The sequence below is a fragment of the Chitinophaga sp. CF118 genome (genome assembly GCF_900112615.1).
GTDB lineage: Bacteria > Bacteroidota > Bacteroidia > Chitinophagales > Chitinophagaceae > Chitinophaga.
The window spans coordinates 351798-368238 of record NZ_FOMK01000003.1; the positions used below are offsets into that span (position 1 = coordinate 351798).

15 protein-coding genes are annotated in these 16441 nt (G+C 36.7%); all 15 read left to right on the forward strand.

The window, feature by feature from the left end; translation table 11 throughout:
- Positions 1–5 precede the first annotated feature (5 nt).
- From BM176_RS13760 to BM176_RS13830, 15 genes are read left to right on the forward strand one after another with little or no spacing between them, the layout of a single operon-like run.
- Positions 6–1298 (forward strand): nucleotide sugar dehydrogenase, encoded by a 1293-nt coding sequence (locus BM176_RS13760; RefSeq protein WP_090103892.1) that lies wholly within the window; start codon positions 6–8, stop codon positions 1296–1298.
- A 42-nt stretch (positions 1299–1340) separates the two neighbouring features.
- Positions 1341–2327, forward strand: a complete 987-nt coding sequence (locus BM176_RS13765; RefSeq protein ID WP_090103894.1) for an SDR family oxidoreductase — start codon at positions 1341–1343, stop codon at positions 2325–2327.
- Positions 2324–3454 (forward strand): DegT/DnrJ/EryC1/StrS family aminotransferase, encoded by a 1131-nt coding sequence (locus BM176_RS13770; RefSeq protein ID WP_090103896.1) that lies wholly within the window; start codon positions 2324–2326, stop codon positions 3452–3454. Before BM176_RS13765 ends, BM176_RS13770 begins: the two co-directional genes overlap by 4 nt.
- Positions 3451–4041 carry an acyltransferase gene (locus BM176_RS13775; RefSeq protein ID WP_090103898.1) on the forward strand — a complete coding sequence of 197 codons (591 nt, stop codon included), beginning with the start codon at positions 3451–3453 and terminating at the stop codon, positions 4039–4041. The genes BM176_RS13770 and BM176_RS13775 overlap by 4 nt, the downstream gene beginning before the upstream one ends.
- A complete protein-coding gene (locus tag BM176_RS13780) occupies positions 4038–5069 on the forward strand; it encodes a Gfo/Idh/MocA family protein (protein WP_177230400.1) in 1032 nt (343 codons plus the stop codon). Before BM176_RS13775 ends, BM176_RS13780 begins: the two co-directional genes overlap by 4 nt.
- On the forward strand, positions 5069–6436 hold the full coding sequence (locus tag BM176_RS13785; RefSeq protein WP_090103900.1) for a lipopolysaccharide biosynthesis protein: 1368 nt from the start codon (positions 5069–5071) through the stop codon (positions 6434–6436). The genes BM176_RS13780 and BM176_RS13785 overlap by 1 nt, the downstream gene beginning before the upstream one ends.
- Before the next feature lie 7 nt (positions 6437–6443).
- Positions 6444–7037, forward strand: a complete 594-nt coding sequence (locus BM176_RS13790) for an acyltransferase (RefSeq protein WP_090103902.1) — start codon at positions 6444–6446, stop codon at positions 7035–7037.
- 44 nt (positions 7038–7081) lie between these two features.
- Complete coding sequence (gene wecB / locus BM176_RS13795; protein ID WP_090103904.1) at positions 7082–8149, forward strand: non-hydrolyzing UDP-N-acetylglucosamine 2-epimerase; 1068 nt, start codon at positions 7082–7084, stop codon at positions 8147–8149.
- A gap of 3 nt (positions 8150–8152) precedes the next feature.
- On the forward strand, positions 8153–8779 hold the full coding sequence (locus BM176_RS33060) for an acyltransferase (protein WP_090103906.1): 627 nt from the start codon (positions 8153–8155) through the stop codon (positions 8777–8779).
- Entirely contained in the window at positions 8748–10040 is a 1293-nt protein-coding gene (locus tag BM176_RS13805) for a glycosyltransferase family protein (protein ID WP_090103908.1), read from the forward strand. The genes BM176_RS33060 and BM176_RS13805 overlap by 32 nt, the downstream gene beginning before the upstream one ends.
- A gap of 15 nt (positions 10041–10055) precedes the next feature.
- Positions 10056–11369 (forward strand): O-antigen ligase family protein, encoded by a 1314-nt coding sequence (locus BM176_RS13810; RefSeq protein ID WP_090103910.1) that lies wholly within the window; start codon positions 10056–10058, stop codon positions 11367–11369.
- Positions 11311–12726, forward strand: coding sequence for a phenylacetate--CoA ligase family protein (locus BM176_RS13815; protein WP_090103912.1), 1416 nt, complete (start codon positions 11311–11313; stop codon positions 12724–12726). Before BM176_RS13810 ends, BM176_RS13815 begins: the two co-directional genes overlap by 59 nt.
- 39 nt (positions 12727–12765) lie before the next feature.
- Positions 12766–14607, forward strand: coding sequence for a right-handed parallel beta-helix repeat-containing protein (locus BM176_RS13820; RefSeq protein ID WP_090103913.1), 1842 nt, complete (start codon positions 12766–12768; stop codon positions 14605–14607).
- Positions 14608–14622: 15 nt separating this feature from the next.
- Positions 14623–15828, forward strand: a complete 1206-nt coding sequence (locus BM176_RS13825; protein ID WP_090103915.1) for a glycosyltransferase family 4 protein — start codon at positions 14623–14625, stop codon at positions 15826–15828.
- A complete protein-coding gene (locus BM176_RS13830; protein ID WP_090103917.1) occupies positions 15812–16438 on the forward strand; it encodes a sugar transferase in 627 nt (208 codons plus the stop codon). The genes BM176_RS13825 and BM176_RS13830 overlap by 17 nt, the downstream gene beginning before the upstream one ends.
- Positions 16439–16441: the final 3 nt, after the last annotated feature.

Here is a 16441-nt window from a genome sequence, read left to right on the forward strand (position 1 = left end):
CATTTATGGCGGAGGATACAAAAATTGCAATAATAGGTTTAGGATATGTAGGATTGCCACTTGCTGTTGAATTTGCAAGTAAATTTAGAGTTGTTGGTTTTGATATTAATATTGACAGGATCGCATTACTGAATCAGGGTATTGATCATACTTTAGAAATAACAACTGATAAACTTAAAAGTGTAATTACTTCAAATGGATCTATTGCAGATAAGGGGCTTTATTGTACCAATAAGCTGGAGGAACTAAAGGATTGTAATTACTATATCGTTACCGTTCCTACCCCGGTAGATAAACATAACAGGCCTGATCTTACTCCGCTTTATAAAGCCAGTGAAACAGTAGGAAAGGTGATGGGAAAGGGAGATATTGTTATATATGAGTCAACAGTATATCCGGGTGTAACAGAAGATGAATGTGTGCCCGTATTGGAAAAATTTTCCGGCTTAAAGTTTAATCTGGATTTTTTTGCCGGTTATTCTCCGGAACGTATTAATCCGGGTGATAAGGAACATACTGTTGCCCAGATTCTTAAGATTACCTCAGGTTCGACCCCGGAAGCAGCAGACAAAGTAGATGCCCTTTACAGATCAGTTATAACTGCAGGTACGCACAAAGCTACCTGCATAAAAGTGGCAGAAGCAGCAAAAGTAATTGAGAATGCACAGCGTGATATCAATATTGCTTTTGTAAATGAACTGGCAAAAATATTCAACCGTCTTGATATTGACACGGATGAAGTATTACAGGCAGCAGGTACCAAATGGAACTTCCTGAAATTCAAGCCGGGTCTTGTTGGAGGACACTGTATAGGCGTTGATCCATATTATCTTGCGCAGAAGGCGCAGGAAGTAGGATATCATCCGGAAATTATTCTTGCAGGCCGCAGGTTGAATGATGGAATGGGTGAATACATAGCCCATGAAGTAATAAAGTTGATGGCCAAGAAGGAAATTCCGATTAAGAATGCAAACATATTGGTACTGGGTATCACCTTTAAAGAAAATTGCCCGGATGTACGTAATACCAGGGTTGTGGATATTCTGCGCACACTTAAAGATTACGATACCCATATCACTATATTGGACCCCTGGGCAGAACCGGCAGAAGTAAAAAGGGAATATGGCTGGAATTCTGTTAAAGAGCTTACAAGCAAAGAAACATATGATGCAGTGATTATGGCTGTTTCACATAAAGAGTTTGCAACACTGGATATCAGATCAATGGGTAAAGAGAAGTGTATTGTTTATGATGTAAAAGGCATTTTACCAAAAGAACATGTAGATGCACGTTTATAGATAATCAATTTATCTCCTTATTCATTATATTTTTTAACTCTTATGTACGAAACTTCCTATCATAATATAAACCTTGGCCAATATAAATTTTTAATAACAGGTGGTGCGGGTTTTATAGGCTCAAATCTGACTGAATATCTGCTTAAGTATGGCGCAGGAAAAGTAAGGATACTGGATGATTTCTCAACAGGCAGCAGGGAAAATATCAAACCATTTCTGGATAATCCGGCTTTTGAATTATATGAGGGTGATATCAGGGATATTGAAGCATGTCGTAGAGCAGTAGAAGGAATGGATTACATTTCACATCAGGCTGCTCTTGGGTCGGTACCCCGTTCGATTAATGATCCTATAACAACGAATGAGGTGAATATTTCCGGGTTCCTTAATATGCTGGTAGCAGCACGAGATGCCAATATAAAGAGAATGATTTATGCAGCCAGTTCGAGTACTTATGGAGATCATCCGGATCTGCCTAAAGTGGAAGATAAAATTGGGAACCCACTTTCACCTTATGCAATCACCAAATATGTGAATGAATTATATGCCGGCACATTTTCTAAAGTATATAATTTTCATACAATAGGATTAAGGTATTTTAATGTATTTGGTCCCAAACAAGATCCTGATGGAGCATATGCGGCTGTTATTCCATTATTTATTAAAGCAGCATTATCTGCAGAAGCGCCTTTTATAAACGGAGATGGTAAAACAAGCAGGGATTTCACATTTGTTGAGAATGCTGTACAGGCAAATATAAGAGCATTATTTTTCAATGATCTGCATGAACATCAGGTGGTAAATATTGCTTGTGGCGAAAGCACAACATTGAATCAGTTATGGAAGGTAATCAGTAGTGTTGAAGATGTAGATATTCAACCACATTATCAGCCAGAACGTGAAGGAGATGTAAAGCACAGCCTGGCAGACATCAGCAAGGTAAACGGGTTATTAGGATATGTTCCGTCTGTAAAAGTAAAAGATGGTCTGGTATTAACTTATTCCTGGTATAAAAATAAGAAGAAATGAATATCCAGATGGTGGATTTAAGATCACAGTATCTTAAAATTAAAGATGAAGTTGATGAGGCAGTATTAAATTGTATAGATTCTGCCGCATTTATAAATGGCCCCTCTGTTAATGAATTTGTATCTGATCTTGCAAGATATATTGACTGCCGGCATGTAATACCCTGTGCTAATGGTACGGATGCTTTACAGATAGCTATGATGGCATTAGGCCTTCAACAGGGCGATGAAATAATTGTACCTGCTTTTACATATGTAGCCACTGCCGAAGTGATTGCCTTACTTGGATTAGTGCCTGTGCTGGTAGATGTACATCCCGGTACGTTTATGCTGGATGTAAATGATGTGACTGCGAAGATTACGGATAGGACCAAAGCAATTGTTCCTGTTCATTTATTTGGACAGTGTGCTGATATGGAATCTTTGATCAGTTTGGCTAAAGCACATCAACTTTTTATTATAGAAGATACTGCACAGGCTATAGGAGCTACTTATACCTTCTCTGACGGGTATAGAGGTAAGGCGGGTGTTATGGGAGATATTGGATGTACTTCTTTTTTTCCTTCAAAGAATCTTGGTTGCTTTGGTGATGGCGGTGCCATTTTTACCTCAAATGATGAATATGCCAGGCGTATAAAGATGATTGCTAATCATGGTCAGGAGCGTAAGTATTACCATGATGTAGTTGGCATTAATAGCAGGCTTGACACATTGCAGGCTGCTGTTTTAAGGGTAAAGCTTCAGCACCTTGACAGGTATGCTATCTCCCGTAATGAAGCCGCAGCATTTTATGATAATGCATTGTCGGTTTTAGAAGAGGAAATGATAATTCCTCAAAGAGTATCCAATTCGACGCACGTATTTCATCAGTATACGCTTAAAGTTAAAAATGGTAAACGTGATCAGTTGAAAGAATATCTGCAGAAGAATGGGATTCCTACGATGATATATTATCCACTGCCATTGCATTTTCAGAAAGCATATCAGTCAGATAATTATCAGCCAGGTAGTTTTCCTGTGGCAGAGGTTCTTTGTACAGAGGTATTATCATTACCGATGCATACGGAAATGTCTGAGCAGGAATTGAATTTCATAGTATCAAACATCAAGCAATTTTATAGTAAATGAGTGCATATAAAAGTTTCTTTTCGCATGAAACAGCAATTATTGATGAGGGATGCGAAATAGGAGAAGGTACAAAGGTCTGGCACTTTAGTCATATTATGACAGGCGCTAAAATAGGCAATGGCTGTAATATAGGTCAGAATGTAGTGATCTCTCCAGACGTTGTATTAGGGAATAATGTTAAGGTGCAGAATAATGTTTCTCTATATACAGGAGTTACTTGCGGAAACGACGTATTCCTGGGACCATCCTGTGTTTTTACGAATGTTATTAATCCCCGCAGTGCAGTAAACCGGAAATCGCAGTATGCCAGAACCTGTGTGGGAAATGGCGCAACAATAGGGGCGAATGCCACTATTGTTTGCGGACACGATATCGGTGACTATGCATTTATAGGAGCGGGAGCAGTGGTGACAAAGACAGTGCCTGCATATGCTCTGCTGGTGGGTAATCCTGCAAAGCAGATGGGCTGGATGAGTGAATTTGGGCATCGTCTTGAATTTAATGAAGATGGTAAAGCGGTTTGCCCGGAAAGTGGCGAAACATATATACTTACAGGTAACGAGGTTACTAAAGTTAAATTAATATGAGTATCAAGGATAGAAAAGTAAAATTCGGCGTAATTGGCTGCGGGCATATAGGCAAGCGGCATGCTGAAATGATCTCCAGAAATTCTGAGTCAGAATTGGTAGCCCTTGTGGATGCAAAGCCCAAAGCGGATTTGAAGTTGTATGATAAAGAAGTACCTTTTTTTAATTCTCTGAATGATTTCCTGGGGTCAGGAATAGATGTTGATGTAATTAATATAGCAACACCTAACGGCTACCATGCAGAACAGGCTATGCAATGTCTTGATGCAAAGAAACATGTGGTTATTGAAAAACCTATGGCCTTGTCGCGGCAGGATGCGGAAAAGGTTATTTTCAAGGCATTACATGTACATAAATATGTTTTTGCAGTGATGCAGAATCGTTATTCACCACCATCTGTATGGATTAAAAATCTGGTTGAATCAGGTAAACTAGGTAGAATTTTCCTTGTACAATTGAACTGTTACTGGAACAGAGATGGACGTTATTATGTTGCCGATAGCTGGCATGGAAAAAAGAATCTGGATGGAGGAACATTGTTTACCCAGTTCTCGCATTTTATAGATATTCTATATTGGCTCTTTGGTGATATCGATAATATAAGATCAAGTTTTGCTGACTTTAACCATAGTGGATTGACCGAGTTTGAGGATTCCGGGATTGCTACTTTCGAATTTCTTAACGGAGGGTTGGGGTCCATTAATTTCTCTACCTCTGTATGGAATCAGAATCTCGAAAGTAGTATGACCATTATTGCTGAGAATGGAAGTGTTAAGATAGGAGGACAATACATGGATAAGGTAGAGTATTGCCATATCAAAGATTATGTGATGCCTCAATTGGAAGCTACGAATCCGGGAAATGATTATGGTGCTTATAAAGGGTCTGCACAAAATCATCATTATGTGATCCAGAACGTGATAGATGTATTGAAAGAGAATTCTTCGATTACGACGAATGCTTTGGAGGGATTAAAAGTAGTTGATATTATAGACCGGATATATAAAGGTATAAATACTAAAGCGTAATGATCTCTATTGCCAGGAAAGGCCTTGTAAATATATTTGAACTAGCTAAACAGGCGATAAAATTACCGTCTTTCAATATTTTATTTTCCCAGAGTGCAGTGATGGTAGTTTTAGTGCTTGCAGATGTTGTATTCGCAAGAGTCTTTTCTGTTGAAATGTTTGGAACATGGAAGCAGTTAGGATTATTAATAAACCTGGTGATTCCATTAATGTCTCTGGGAATACCGGAAGGATTTAAATATTATGCAGCACTGAAGCCGGAGGAAAGCAAAAGCCATCTTTTCAGAGTATTGAAGTTAGTAGCAGGAGTGTTTATTTTCGTTTCTATCTTCTTTCCATTAGGAGGTATCAATTTGCTTGCAAAAATATTGAACAATGACAGCCTGGTGAATTTTCGATATATGATACCACTGTTGTACATAGTGATGTCTTGCAATCAGATATTCAGGAACCTGATGATCAATAATAAGCAAACAGAGATATTACTCAGAAGTGCGGTTGCCGTGCTGATAGTAGGAAGCCTGTTGATTCTTCTGAATGTAATGATCTTTAAATATATAACCGGAACATTACTGTGGATCTCATTGTCTCTGATGTTTATTGCGCTTTTTTCGATACCTACTTTTACCTATCTGTTTAAGCATGGGAAAGAGATTGCTCTTGCAAAAAAGCAACATGTTGAAGGCAGATATCTTGATTACTTAAAAATAGGTTTTCCGTTATATGTTGCTGCTTTCATTAGTATAATAGGCAGCAATCTGGACAAGGCATTAGTGAGCTCTTTAACAAACGTTAGCCAGTTTGCAATTTATTCAGTTGGTGCATTTGAAATTCCTTTTTTCAGTATGATAAGTGCATCGGTGTCTCAATCCATTTATCCGGAACTGGTAAAGCTATATAAGCAGCAAACTATTAATGAAGCACGTGAATTGTGGCTTAAAACCACTTTGCGGGTAACTTATATTACTTATCCTATTCTTCTGCTATTAATGATTTTTGCTAAGCCACTGATAGTCTTAATTTTTACGGATAAGTATCTTGCAGGGGTTCATATATTTAAAACTTTTTTATTGCTGGGATTCTGGAGGAATGGATATTATGGAGGATTGATATCAGCTTCCGGCAAAACAAAATGGATTACTTTATATAGTGCTATATCATTAGCGATGAATGTATCATTGTCCTTTTTATTATACAGGATTATAGGCTTGTACGGGATTGCTTATGGAGCAGTATTGGCGACCGCTGTAACTGCAACATTGCAATTGTGGCATGAAAAATTACTAGGTGGATGGGTCAGGGAAATAATTTTGGATAAGGTTGTTTTAGTCTTAATAATCTGTATTCTTTTCTTTTATTTTATATAATTCATAAATGAAAAAGATATTACGCCTTTTAAGTTTTATACCCTTTTTGAATAGAATATATAAACGGCAATATTATGCTACCGGAATGGGGATTTTAGTAGTGAATACTTTTTTTAAAAACATTCTGCGTATAAATACAGGCGCAGATATTCTTTTCAATTTTACATCAAGAGTTAATACACCAAAAAATATTAAAATTACCGGGTCAGAGGAAACATATTCTGTTTATAAAAGTTTTGTTGCTTCCGGAGGATGTTATTATCAGGCAATAAATGGTATTGAAATAGGGGAAGGTACCATATGGGCATACGGATGTCAGTTCATCAGCTCGAATCATTCATACCGGAATCTGAAGGTTAATTTGCCAGGGCCTCCTATAAGGATTGGCAATTCCGTATGGATAGCCTCCAATTGTGTTGTTTTGCCAGGAGTAAATATTAATGATTATTGTGTAGTAGGCGCCGGATCTGTTGTATCGAAATCGTTTTCGTCGCATACAATTATCGCAGGAGTACCGGCTAAGGCTATTGCCAGCAGATGTAAGAAGTGTTTGGAGAAAATAGTTTATGGTGATGAATATTGCAATGATTGTCAGAACTAAATACGTTTATTATTCGGACTAATTAATAAAGCTTGAAAAGATATATGAAGAAAGTACTTGCAATAGTAGGAGCCCGGCCACAGTTTATCAAGCATTCAGTTGTAGAACTTGCATTACAGAAATGTTTTGATGTTGCAACCATTCATACAGGACAGCATTATGATGATAATATGAGTGCTGTTTTTTTTCAGCAAATGAATATTCCCAAACCCCAGTATCATTTATCCGTGGGAAATCTGAACCATGGAGCTATGACCGGACGTATGACTGAAGAAATTGAAAAGATCATTATTGCTGACAGGCCCGACATGCTGGTTGTATATGGGGATACCAATTCTACTTTAGCAGGTGCATTAGCCGCCGTTAAACTGCATGTACCTGTTATACATATAGAAGCGGGACTAAGGTCTTTTAACAGACAGATGCCTGAAGAAATAAATCGTGTACTGACCGATCATGTAAGTGATATATTATTTTGCCCTACAGCACAGGCGATTGAAAATTTAAAGAATGAGGGCGTGTTTTCAAGAAAAGGAGTGAAAACTATTTTAACAGGTGACGTAATGCTGGATTCCAGCCTCCTTTTTGCCGGGTATGCCAAAGCACCAGCATTTAGTGTTCCTCCGGAATTTATCCTGGTAACAATGCACCGGGCTGAAAATACTGATGATGTGAGCAAACTGAAGGAAATCATAGCGGCATTGAATCAACTGAATAAGGAGATTCCGGTATTGATGCCGATACATCCAAGAACGGCTAAGCTTATTGAAAAAGAGCGGATTGAAACTACATTTCAGATAGTAGAGCCTGTAGGATATATGGAAATGTTATATCTGCTGCAGTGTACTTCATTAGTAGTAACTGATAGTGGTGGCTTGCAAAAGGAAGCATATTTTTTTAGAAAGCCATGTGTCACCGTAAGAGATCAGACGGAATGGATTGAACTTGTGAATACTGGTGTAAATATTCTTGCAAATACTGATAAAGCAGATATTCTAACTAAAGTAGATAAGATGTTAAATACTAAAATGGATTTTGCTACACAGCTTTATGGTGATGGTAAAGCTGCTGAATTTATTGCGGAAACTCTTCATGGCTTTAACAGATCTTAATCTATGCTGCATTTAATATATAAGACACAATTTGTTCTTGCTTCTGGTCTGGGAAGATTGCTATTGTATCTGGTAAAAGGACTGAAGCTGGGAGTAAATGTTAACGTAAGGGGAATAGCCCACGTTGATATACGCGGTCGTTCCAGAATAATTATTGGGAATAATACGGTACTTAATTCAAGTAATTATGGTTACCACATGAATATGTTTAGTGCTGTCAAATTATTAGCGGATGGAGAAGACGCACTGATCAGGATAGGAAGTAATTGCCGTATTCATGGAACTTGTATTCATGCGAGAGAGAGAATTGAAATCGGCAATAATGTTTTAATCGCGGCAAATACAAATATTATTGATAGTAATGGACATGATATGTGCTGGAATGATCCTTCAAAAAGAATTAACACGAATGGCGCAGCGTTACCCGTGATTATAGCAGATGACGTTTGGATAGGTGCAAATGTGATAATACTACCAGGAGTTACAATAGGTCGTGGCGCGATAATAGGGGCAGGATGTGTTGTAAATAGACCGGTTCCTTCAATGAGCCTGGCTTTTGGGAATCCCATGAATATTAAATTAATAAATGTTAATAATAATGAAGGCAAAATTGCTGATTGTTTCTTATAGTTTTCCCCCGGATAATGTACCCGCAGCGCAACGGCCATATTTTATGGCTAAATATCTGCAGGAAAGTGGTACGGTAGATAATATAGTACTTACCTCCCGGAATGCGATGAGTTCATTGGGGCAAAGCGATTGGGCTGATTTGAGTAATCTGAATATTGTTTATACTGATAAGGGTACTAATGAACCGGGTATCCAGGGACAACAGAAAAAGAAATCAGGTAAGGGATTGAAAAGATCATTGCTGAAATCTATAGGAAGGGAAATCCTAATACCGGATAAAGGGATACTATGGTTTTTTAAGGCTTTGAGAAAAGCAAAAGAAATATTGAGAGACCATCCGGACATCAAGTTTATCTTTTCTACATCACCATCATTGGTGAATCATCTTATCGCCTATTATGTTGTAAAGAAAACAGGAATAAAATGGATCGCTGATTTTCGGGATTTTTACTATCTCAATGATATAGAAGAGGAAAGATATCTTTTCCGGAAGTTAATAGACAGGCATATTGAAAGAAAAATAGTTGCTGCTGCTGATCATCTTGTATTTATAGGAAATGATATGAGAAGTGAATACCTTAAAACTTATCCAGGTATCAGAGATAGTTCGGTGATTTTTAATGGTTTTGATGATAACGAATTTGCAGGAGGAGAATACCGGGAAACACCCAATAAAAAATTTACTATTTTCTATGCGGGTACTTTTTATAATGGAATACGTAGCCCGTTTCCTCTTTTGAAATCATTGTCATTATTGGTAAATGATGCCAGAGTTGCGGCTGATGATATTGAAGTTGTAATTGCTGGTAATATATCAAAGGATTTACTGGATCGGATGAAGGAATGTGTCCCTCCCCAGATGTTAACCTATTTAGGTCAGATTCCCCGAAAGGATGTATTAAAGCATATGGCTAATGCTGATGCTCTCTGGCTGATAGTTGGTAACAGAAAAAGCCATTATATGGGTTTCCCTGTTAAGGGATTTGAATATATGGCCGCCAATAGACATGTTTTATTATTTGCACCCGAACATTCTGAGGCATCGCGTATTTTTTCAGAATTGAATTGTGGTAGTGCTTTTTCAAGTGATGAAAATGACATAGTCTTCAGAGCTAATGCAGAGAAGCTTTGGGATGTTTATAAGGAATTTAGGAATGGCTCGTTGAATAATGGACATCATTCGGGGAATGATGAGGCAATTAAGAAATATAAAAGGAAATATCAGGCTTTTCAGTTTTCTGAATTATTGAATAAGTTGTAAGAATAGATAAATATAATGCTGAGTGTAAATATATATAGCCAGTTAGTAAAACATATTCCAAAAGGAATAGTTGTTTTTTGGGCTAGATTTTATGTCCTTACTTCCTTTATCACAAAAACATATGGTGAAGCTGGTGTAGGATTTACAGGACGTTTCACATTTCCTGATTTTATTGCAACAATTGGGTTGATAATACTCATCGGGAAGAAGTTCACACTACCTCGGATAACAGCAGCTATTATTATGATTTTTGCTTTTCTTGCAGGAGCATTTTATAGTTTATCTGCTTATGCAACCCTGTTTGAAGTATTGATACATTTTTTTCTGCTCCTTTCTGTAGTTCTGATGTATAATGCATATAGGAATAATATCTGTCTTCTTATACAGGATGTCGCAACTGTTACTATTATTGCATCGGTTATAGGACTGCTTGATTTTTTTGGCGGAGGCTTTGGTTTACCACGTATCTTTTCAGGAAGAGCTGATGGGGAAGTTGTTTCGGGGTTCAGAAATGCCGGGCAGGCAGGAGCTTATATTTTGGTTTGTTTGACCATTCTCATCCCTGTTGTATTTTCGGATATTTCAAACTTATTCACTCCCCGACAAAAGCGACTAATAACCATCGGTATAATAGTTGGAGGACTTTTTCTGCTATCCACTGCAAAAATTGCAGCTTATATTGGCGTAGTATTCGGTTTTTTATTCTTCAATATTTTTAGAAGAAGGGTATTGCCGTTAATTTTTACATTGGTGTTTGGGGTAGTCGGTTACTTTGTTTATGATAATCTTGAATCTTTTTCAACTGCATTAAATAACAGAGTAAAGGAAAAAGTAAGAACGCGTGTTACTGAAAATATTAATGGTGAAAAAGATCCTACCAAAGAAGGCTTTCTGGCAGATAATTATGGAATGGCAATGTCTGCGTTCAAAATAAATCCTTACACGGGAACCGGATTAGGTGCATTCGCAGGGAACTATAAAAGATATGAGGTTCATAGTACATACTTTAAAATGCTGGGGGAAACAGGAATCATCGGTATTATTGGGTATTGCGTATTTATATATTTTTTTATCGGACAGCTGAGATCATTTAAGAAATACCCTACTTACGGTGGGAAGATACTTAATCCTTTTGCTGATTATCTTAAAAATATGTGGCCTTTTATATTAGGGTGTTTTATTAGCTGGACATATACCTACCACCTGAGAAAACGGGAATTCTGGATTTTATGCACAATAGTTATTTTATGTAATTTATATGCAAAGTTTTATGAATACAGTAAGAAAGATGCTGGAAAGTATTTATTACCGGAGTCCATCAGTAATTAAAAATATTCTGGTTACACTTCATCAGTTATACGCTTCTTCAAAATGGAAAGGCAAAGATTATGATGATGACCTCATTTTTTATAGAAAGAATGGCAAAAAAATACAACAGGAATTGGAATTAATTCAGTTAATCCAATTAAGAAAGCTGTTGGAGGAATCACTTCAGTTTGTTGATTTTTATAAACAATTTTATCCTCTTAGTAAGAATTACGATTTTTCATCTGATGAACAATTGATGGCATTTTATTATCAATTGCCTGTTATCGAAAAAAAAACATTCAGAACGGAACTTAATAAATTCGTAAATAATAACCCCCGGAGAAAGACAGTATTCTATAATAAGACAAGTGGTACAACGGGCAGTCCCATGACCAGCCCTTTTGACAAAGCATCACTTATAAAATCATTTTCTACATGGAGACGGTTTTATGATTTTATAGGACTTCCAGACCGCTTTAAAACAATTAGGTTCTCAGGGAAAATTATCGTAAATCCTCATGCTGTAACTCCTCCTTTTTGGGTAGAGGATTATAGTAACAGGCGACTGTTTCTTTCTTCCTATCATCTGAAGGCTGAATATATGATGCATTATCTTGAAAAGATAAATGAATATAAGCCACATATGATAGAAGGTTATCCTTCTGCTATTTTTATTATTGCTAAATATGGGCAAAAAAATAATTTTAAATTGTCGTTTAAACCCATGGCAATATCGACTACTGCGGAAACATTATATGAAGAGCAAAGAGAGGTAATAGAATCATTCTTTGGCTGCAAAGTCTATAATCAGTATGCTTCATCAGAGGGCTCTCCTTTAATAACAGAATGTACATGTGGTCATCTTCATCTTAACATTGATACTGGATTTTTTGAGTTTGCACATAAAGGGAAAGATGATTCAGGATGGGATATTGCGGAAATGACGGTGACTAGTTTCCGTAATTTAAAAACACCCCTGATCAGGTATAAGATAGGAGATTTAGTCCAGCTATCTGCAGATGGGCCGGAGACCGGGTGTAATTGCGGTAGTAACTTCCCTTATATCAGAGGTGTAATAGGACGGGAAGATGATTTATTATTTACCAGGGAAAAGGGGATGATAGGAAGAATGGATACGGCATATAAAGGTTTAGAGGGCATCGAGAAATCCCAGATTTTACAGATTTCAGAAAATGAATTTGTTGTAAAAATGGTAATTAATGCCGATTACAATGTAGTAGTTAAGAAGAAATTTGATAAAAACCTTCGGGAAAGGTTAGGGAATGATATTACTATCAAAATGGAAACGGTAGAAGACATTCCCCTGAGTTCCAACGGAAAGTTTCGTGCCGTTGTAAGATTATTCAAACTTAATTAATTATTTGTGATGTCTGCTTAAGCACTGAAATTTTGTATTATGAAAAATAATTCATGTTTATTGGTTTCCTTATTGCTTTGTTTGTCAAATTTACTGATGATTCCGTCTATAGGGGTATGTGGTGTATCTTATAAGGTTGGCTCAGATACAACTAATGTTAAAAGATTCGGGGCAAAAGGCGATGGTATTACGGATGATAGCAAAGCACTGCAAGAGGGGATTAATTTTGCAAGACTTCATAATACCATATTGTTCATTCCGGCTGGTGTTTACATAGTAAGCAAAACAAATTTCAAGGGAAAACCATTTTGTTTATTGCTGGAAGGTAATAATCATATTGCCGGAGCGGGAGCGCAATCAATTATTAGACTGCAAGCCAATCAGGAGAATTTTGCACGAATGTTTCAAGCAATAGATAACGCGGTAAGGGATATTACTATTGATAATATTTCTCTGGATGGCAATTACCTTAATAATATGAAACCACCTAATCCCCAGAATAAGCCATTGCCTTTTGAGCAGAATGGGTTATTATTTCTTGATGGGACCTCAAATGTGGTAATTAGAAATTGTTCTTTTTTGAATGCCTGCGGAGATGGGATAACAATCAGAGGTTCAAGCAGAGCACCAGATAGTATACTCATTTTCGATAATTCTTTCATGAAATGTCAGAGAGAAGGAATTGGCCTGGGAAGTGGATATCGGAATGTATCTATTATTGGTTGTTATTTTGAAGACATGGATGACGATTGTATACATTCTGAGCCATCTAGCGGAATTATTGAAAACGTTTATATAGGAGGTAACTTTTTTGTATATACTAAAAGATGTGGCGCAATAACTACTTGCGGCTGGAATGAAAATAATCCTGGAAAGAATTATGTGATTGAATTAAATTATCAGCAGAATGGGTCTATCAATTTCACAAGAAGTAAGCAGGTAGTGTTTTATAACAATATGATTAATAATGTGCTGGTTCCACGGAATCCAACGATATATGCTGCGTATACTGTTAATGACATCACTGTCTCTAATAATATTATAAAGCAAAATGGCGGAGCCTGTTTTTATATGGCAACTGTAGGGGCCAGGCAAATTTCAGATATAATGATAAGAGATAATCTACTCATTGCAATTAGCCCTAATCAGGAATATATTGGTAAGTTTTCGGGTATTAATAATTTGACAATTGTTAGTAACCACCTGTTAACTGATAAGGTTAATATAGGCATTCATCTGCAGGCAAGTAGTAGTATTTCAAAAGATACCATCAGGAATAACTTTATTGAGAATGCTAAAGAGGGCGTCAGGTTTTCAAGTGTAAAGGAAGAATATAAGATAGTTGACTGTGCAATTGTCGGCAATAATGCTAAAGGAGCTGTTACCCCGCTAAATGTACTAATAAGTAAGAAAGTATTGTTAGCGACCGGATCAAATATGCAGCGTAATACTGCACCTGAAGATTTCCTTGTCAGGATATCAAAGAATCCTGTTCTGTCGGGAGTTAGAAATACCAGTTATTATTTGCAGCCTCTTGCAAATTCACAAGGAAACATTGTTGATCTGGGAAAATTGTTAAATGCAGGAGGTAATCCTAAAAAGGATTTTTTTCTGACAGGAGACATATTAATTAAGGATCAACAGCAGAATGGTGCAGGCCGGATTAAGTTTTTTGTGAAGCTGAAATTTGATTACAAACAAGGTGGATATAAGATTGATAAAGAAAGGGAGGGGGCTGTATTAATGAACGCTGGAATAGACAAATACAATCTGGGTACCTCGTGTATCCTTAAAGATAATAAGCTGATATTTTCTATAAAGGGAAATAGTAGTTCAGTGTATAATATTGCAAGCGTTAATTCTACTTATTTTAGTTTATAATTTTTGTTGCAAATTATGAAAGAAATTAAAACTCCACGATTAATGCGGATAACAACAATTCCTTTATCACTGGATAAATTGTTGGAAGGCCAGATGCGTTTTATGTCTGAAAATGGATTTGAAGTTTATATGGTGAGTGAGAATGGCAATAATGTGGATAAGCTTGTTAAAAGAGAGGGGTGTCCCCATTATGTAGTTCCCATGACACGTACCATCAGCCCTTGGAGAGATTTCATCAGTTTGTATAAAATGATAAAGCTTATAAAGAGGATTAAACCCGATATCATTCATACACATACCGCTAAAGCAGGAATAATAGGTATGCTGGGGGCCCTCCTGACCCGTACTTCTATTCGTATGCATACTGTAGCCGGACTTCCTTTAATAGAAGCAAAAGGAATGAAAAAAGCTTTGTTGGTATTTGTAGAAAAGTTGACTTACGATTGTGCTACGTTTATTTATCCGAACTCATTCCGTCTTAAAGATTACTTAATTAAACATGGATATACAGATGAAAAAAAAGCGAAGGTAATTGGGCGTGGTAGTTCAAATGGAATCAATACTGATTATTTCAATCTTACAGATGATCTTATTTCAAAAGCTGCTGCGTTACGTGTGGAACACGGTATCGGAAAGACGGATCTTGTTTTTATTTTCATTGGCCGTGTAGTAAGGGATAAAGGGATTAATGAATTGATATCTGTATTTAAAACGCTTACTGATAAGCATAGTCATATCAGATTATTACTGGTAGGACCTTTTGAAGATGAATTGAATCCTGTTGACAAAGAAGTAAAAAAAATTATTGAAAAGCATAGTGCAGTTATACATGTTGGTTACAAAGATGATGTACGTCCATATGTTGCGGCTTCAGATGTATTGGTATTTCCATCATATCGTGAAGGATTTCCGAATGTACCAATGCAGTGCGCTTGTTTGAATCTACCCTGCATTGTAACAGATATAAATGGCTGTAATGAAATTATTGAAGATGGTATCAATGGACTGGTAATTCCTTCCAAAGATGAAAACAGTCTTCGCGTTGCTATGGAGCGAATGATTACTGATGAAGAGTTTAGGTTAGCATGTTCTGTTGTAGCAAGAGAAAAAATTACTGCGAACTATAGCAGGGAAAATATCTGGGAAGAATTATTAAATGAATACAGATTATTACTTGGGAAAAAAGGCAAGCGACAATTTATTAATGAAAGGATTTTATAAAGTTTTTTTTAAAAGAGTAATTGATATAATAGTATCATTTATTGCACTGGTAATTGCTTTACCCGTGTTAATCGTCGTATGGATTATCCTTTATATCAGCTATAATAAAAACCCTTTTTTCAGACAATACCGTCCGGGGAAAAATGGTAAGATCTTCAGTATTATTAAGTTTAAGACGATGAATGACCGGAGAGATGCTGAAGGCAACTTATTACCGGATGTTGAGAGGCTTACATCAATTGGCAAATTTATCCGTAAAACATCTTTGGATGAGATTCCTCAGCTTTTAAATGTGATAATGGGAGATATGAGCATAATCGGTCCCAGGCCTTTACTGGTAGAATATCTGCCTTTGTACAATAGTTCTCAGCAGAGAAGGCATGATGTACAACCTGGTATTACCGGTTGGGCTCAGGTAAATGGGCGAAATGCAATCAGTTGGGAGCAGAAATTCGAATATGATGTATGGTATGTTGACCATGTAAGTTTCTTACTTGATATAAAGATCATCTGGATGACGATATTTAAAGTAACAAAGTCTGAAGGTATTAATGCCGCGCCATCTACAACTATGGAAAAATTTAGAGGAACTTCTACTATTAATAATTAGAGT